5 protein-coding genes are annotated in these 3221 nt (G+C 25.5%); 1 reads left to right on the top strand and 4 read right to left on the bottom strand.

What is annotated here, in order from left to right; translation table 11 throughout:
• Positions 1-259 precede the first annotated feature (259 nt).
• Together AJ887_RS10225 and AJ887_RS10220 are read right to left on the bottom strand one after the other, a co-directional pair.
• The gene (locus AJ887_RS10225; protein WP_186820923.1) at positions 260-403 is read right to left on the bottom strand and encodes a hypothetical protein; all 144 of its coding nucleotides are present in this window, start codon (positions 401-403) and stop codon (positions 260-262) included.
• 11 nt (positions 404-414) lie between these two features.
• Positions 415-582 carry a hypothetical protein gene (locus AJ887_RS10220; RefSeq protein ID WP_186820930.1) on the bottom strand — a complete coding sequence of 56 codons (168 nt, stop codon included), beginning with the start codon at positions 580-582 and terminating at the stop codon, positions 415-417.
• Between the two features lie 696 nt (positions 583-1278).
• Here AJ887_RS10220 and AJ887_RS06765 point away from each other — a divergent pair.
• Complete coding sequence (locus AJ887_RS06765; RefSeq protein ID WP_070283613.1) at positions 1279-1680, top strand: hypothetical protein; 402 nt, start codon at positions 1279-1281, stop codon at positions 1678-1680.
• A 433-nt stretch (positions 1681-2113) separates the two neighbouring features.
• Here AJ887_RS06765 and AJ887_RS10455 read toward each other — a convergent pair whose 3' ends face one another.
• Both AJ887_RS10455 and AJ887_RS06755 read right to left on the bottom strand, forming a co-directional pair.
• Complete coding sequence (locus tag AJ887_RS10455) at positions 2114-2269, bottom strand: hypothetical protein (RefSeq protein ID WP_250541023.1); 156 nt, start codon at positions 2267-2269, stop codon at positions 2114-2116.
• A gap of 622 nt (positions 2270-2891) precedes the next feature.
• Positions 2892-3026, bottom strand: a complete 135-nt coding sequence (locus AJ887_RS06755; RefSeq protein ID WP_002813602.1) for a helix-turn-helix transcriptional regulator — start codon at positions 3024-3026, stop codon at positions 2892-2894.
• Between the last annotated feature and the right edge of the window lie 195 nt (positions 3027-3221).

Raw genomic sequence — 3221 nt, 5'->3', positions numbered from 1 at the left:
GCTTTTAGCTAAACTCTCAAAAACAGGTAAAAAATCCTTATCAAATCCGCTAATTTCAATTTTTATAGCCATTTGTATCCTTTCTTATATAATTTTTATTTTTATTATACCATAAAGGATTTTGTTGTAAAATTGGAAAAAACTTTTTTTATATATAAAATTACATAAATAAGACAATCAAAATACAATATAAAAGATTAAAGAATAGTAAAAACGGTTTTTTAAAAAAACTAATATAAATATATGGCTAATTATATAATTAATCCTCCTCTAAGCCATCATTAATTCCTGCTTCTGCAAGTTCAAGCTGTTCTTTTTGATACACTTTATCATCTTTGGCATCTTTAAAACCTTTTAATAATAAAGTTTTCATTTGCTCTATATATTCTTGATATTTACACATATTAATCCTTTTTATTTATCAGGTTTAAAACCACTATCTAAAATTATTTTTGTCGTTGCACCTTTAAGTTTATCAAAACGATTTAAAGCTTGCATATTACTAACTCTAAGCAATCTTATTTTATCATCTTTTTTATAAAACACTTTAAAAACTTCATCACTTTGTTTGTGTTTTACCATATCATCTAAAGTAGGACTATCTATGAATTCATATTCTTTGGTAAAATCTTCATTTAAAACATCGAATAAATCTTGTTTATAAGCATTTGATGAATGGGAATCGCAAGAATGAACATCAATAATATAATCTTATATATTTTTTTTGCATAGCAAATCCTTTAAAAATAGTATAAATTTTTATTTTTAGAATGACTTAAAATCTTTTTTAATTTTTATAAATATTAAGGATATTATTTTTTTATATTATGTTGATGATCTTTTTTATCAAAGTCATAAAATGTAACAAATATGGCTACGGCTATTGCAAAAGCTAAAATAATATATTGTCCTAATGAATGAGATAAATCCATATTGTTTCCTTTGTAATATGTTATTTTAACATATAAATTATAATAAAAAAGAAAAAAATAAAATGAAAATAATAAGAAATTGATTTTTTATTATTTATTATGATAATCTTATTTGAGTACTTTAAAAAGCTTAGAGTATAAAGTGCTGTGATGTAGCTTTTAAAAAGAAGAATAAAAATAAAGAAGCAGAAAACGCCCTTATAAAAATTATTAATTATATTCACTAACCATAGATATAATAAAAAATATTGAGTAAAATATAATCAAAACAAATTTCTATTTATTTTTATAAAAACTGCATTTTTAAATTTGCTATGTTATAATTAAAAAAAAAGGTTGTATAAATATGAAAAATTATTATATTTCAGAAGGTGTAAAAGCTTTATTTTCTATCTATTTTAAAGATCAAACTGAAGAAAATTTCATTAAAGCTCTTAACGAATTTGCTAAAGAAAGCCAAATAAATTCTCAAGAAATAAAAGACAAATCTTTTAGAGAATTTAAAGAAGCCATTTCTAAATTACCAACTATAGATCTTTTGAATACTAGATTTGATAAGCTTGAATATTCAATAGGTGCTAAACTTGATAAGCTTGAAAATTCAGTTGATAAGCTTGAAAACAAACTAGATAGTTTTAAAAGAGAAGTTAGAACATATGTAATTATTCTTGCTACTTTAATGTTTATTTTACAGCCTACAATTTTTGATTTAATTTTGTCTATCTTTAAATCATTTCTAAGACAATAAGGTTTTTAGTTTTCACTTTCGTTAGTGTGTTTATCATTGAGATAATGAGCTACTAAAACCAATGTGCCAAAAACGAGAGTGATAGCGCCAATTAAAATGGCTATATTATAACCATCCATTTTTTCTCCTTTTTTCAAAAAAAGTTCAATCTTTAAGAAAGATTGATGATAATGCAACTACCGTTAAAATTAGCAAACTTTCGATGAGGATAATAAAAGCTCTACTATCGCCTGTATTTACAAACAATCCTATGCCAATAGATTCCATGAATCTTAAGATTGCTTTTGTAGGTATTTTTGCAAATATTACTATTTTTTTGAAAAAATCTTTCTTTTTTTCTCCTTATCTTATAACAAAAAAATACTAAAAGTCAAGGGTTGAAATATCCCACCTTAGGATTAAGTTACACTAGATTGTTTCTAGTGTGAGAGTATTATTTTAAATGTTTTACCATAAAGTCCATTATTGCCCAAACACTTGAAATTATAGTGGCAATGCTAACAACACAAGCTCCTATAAGCCAATAGATTCCTTGTTGTTTTAATGAACTTATTGATAGTTTGATTTCACTTTGTAAGGAACTTTCCATTCGTTTGATTTCGGCTTCAAGTCCTTTAATCTCAGATTGGAATAAATCCTTGCTAACCAACTCATTTCTTATTTGCTCAATGGCTTCTTGCTTTAAATTCCCAAAATTAAGCCTTTGCGTTGTTGCTCTATCATTAGCAAATTCTTCAAAAGCTTGAATGAGCTTTTTAGCTTAATCAGTATCTGAAAAAATACTTTCCAATAATGTTTTAAAGCTCTCATTGAGTGTAATTTCTTTTTTCATGGCATATCCTTGCATGCTTAACTCCTAAATTATAACATATTTTTCATGTGCGCTCTTAGGCTACATTTCCAATTTGCTTCCACCATGTTTTTTTCTCAGAGTGAAATCTATAACCTAATTGCTTGATTTTTTCATTTAAACCATAGGTATTTCTTACAATTCAATAATAACCATCTTCATTTTTCACTTTGAGTCCCAAAGATAACAAAACTTGTCTTTCATCTTCGCTAAAAGTTGTAGCGTTTGATTGTGAAAAGTTTTGCGAGAAATCAACTTTTTTTTGTTTTCCTGAGTATTGTTTTGGTAAGCTTCAATATCGATAATAATATCACTACTTTCAGTAACCCCAACGCCCATTTCTTCAGAAGAATATAATCCACTAAGTTGGAATTTTACCACTAGCCCAAGTATTTATTGTAGAAGCAGAGACATCTAATTGTCTTCCTAATTCAGTTTGAGTAATGTTTAACTCTTTACAAACTTCTTTAATAATATTTTCTTTCTCTTCTGTCATGCTAATCCTTTATTTTAGATTGATATTTTTTAATAATAATTTTTTCAATACTTTTCAGAAATGAAAGGATTTGGCTCATTTTTTGAGTTTCCCTGTCTTAGTGCAGGGCTTATTATATTTTCTACTATTTTATTTTAATCATTTCAAAATCTTTGTCATTGATTTTTCCTATGTAAGTTTTTATCCTTTTAGTAT

Source organism: Campylobacter sp. BCW_6466, assembly GCF_001762835.1.
GTDB lineage: Bacteria > Campylobacterota > Campylobacteria > Campylobacterales > Campylobacteraceae > Campylobacter_D > Campylobacter_D jejuni.
The sequence above is the reverse complement of the archived record's forward strand: the minus strand, read 5'-3'. Positions and strand labels throughout refer to the sequence as shown.

Excerpts from the sequence above, each read along its gene's own strand:
- AJ887_RS10455 (WP_250541023.1), bottom strand. The coding sequence starts at position 2,269 with ATGGAAAGTTCCTTACAAAGTGAAATCAAACTATCAATAAGTTCATTA.
- AJ887_RS06765 (WP_070283613.1), top strand. The coding sequence starts at position 1,279 with ATGAAAAATTATTATATTTCAGAAGGTGTAAAAGCTTTATTTTCTATC.
- AJ887_RS10220 (WP_186820930.1), bottom strand. The coding sequence starts at position 582 with ATGGTAAAACACAAACAAAGTGATGAAGTTTTTAAAGTGTTTTATAAA.
- AJ887_RS06755 (WP_002813602.1), bottom strand. The coding sequence starts at position 3,026 with ATGACAGAAGAGAAAGAAAATATTATTAAAGAAGTTTGTAAAGAGTTA.
- AJ887_RS10225 (WP_186820923.1), bottom strand. The coding sequence starts at position 403 with ATGTGTAAATATCAAGAATATATAGAGCAAATGAAAACTTTATTATTA.